We start from the raw sequence: 1127 nt of genomic DNA, 5'->3' as shown, positions 1-1127 counted from the left end.
ACGACCGTCGCCCGGGAGTCGGGGCCCGACCTCGACGTCCACATCGTCACGCACGGCGAGGTGGCGAAGGGGCGCGGGCTCCCGGCCGCCCGTGGGGCACGGCTCGGACGCTCCAGGATCATCTGGGGATGGCTGGCGGGGGTGGCGGGACCGGCGCTGCTGACCCTGCTGCTCAACCAGATGGCGCCGGAGGTGGGCCTCGCCAACGACATGCTGCTGTTCCTGGCCCTGACGGTGGCCGCGGCGCTGCTCGGCGGACTGTTTCCGGCCCTGGCCTCGGCCGCCTTCGGCTCGCTGCTGCTCAACTACTACTTCACGCCGCCCCTGCACCAGTTGACCGTCGCCAGCCCGAAGAACATCGTCGCCATCGTCATCTTCGTGGCGGTCGCGGTGTCGGTGGCGTCGGTGGTGGACCTGGCGGCCCGCCGTACCCACCAGGCCGCCCGATTGCGGGCGGAGTCCGAGATCCTGTCGTTCCTCGCGGGCAGTGTCCTGCGCGGGGAGACCACCCTGGACGCCTTGCTGGAGCGGGTACGGGAGACCTTCGCGATGGAGTCGGTGGCGCTGCTGGAGCGGGAGAGCGAGATCGCTCCGTGGACCTGCGCGGGCCGCGTGGGCACCACCCGCCGCGTGGACCGCCCGGAGGACGCGGACGTGGACATGCCGGTGGGGGACCACATGGCGCTGGCGCTGTCGGGGCGGGTCCTGCCGGCGGAGGACCGCCGGGTCCTGGCGGCGTTCGCGGCGCAGGCGGCGGTCGTCCTGGACCGGCAGCGGCTGGTGGGGGAGGCGGAGCACGCGCGGGCGCTGGCGGAGGGCAACCGGATCCGTACGGCCCTGCTCGCTGCGGTCAGCCACGACCTCCGTACTCCGCTGGCCGGGATCAAGGCGTCCGTCACCTCTCTGCGCTCGGACGACGTCGAGTGGTCGGAGGAGGACCGCGCGGAACTGCTGGAGGGCATCGAGGACGGCGCCGACCGCCTGGACAATCTGGTGGGGAACCTGCTGGACATGTCCCGGCTCCAGACCGGGACCGTGACCCCTCTGATCCGCGAGATAGACCTCGACGAGGTTGTCCCGATGGCGCTGGGCGGGGTCCCCGACGGCAGCGTCGTCCTGGACGTCCC

Annotated in this window: 1 protein-coding gene; it reads left to right on the top strand. The window is 72.7% G+C overall.

What is annotated here, in order from left to right; genetic code table 11:
• Positions 1–1127: DUF4118 domain-containing protein (locus tag GT042_RS30550; protein ID WP_161311932.1), on the top strand; the 1127-nt coding region annotated here is incomplete at both ends.

It is taken from the genome of Streptomyces sp. SID3212, from assembly GCF_009865405.1.
GTDB lineage: Bacteria > Actinomycetota > Actinomycetes > Streptomycetales > Streptomycetaceae > Streptomyces.
Note: the sequence above shows the minus strand (reverse complement) of the source record. Positions and strands in the feature narration are given on the sequence as shown.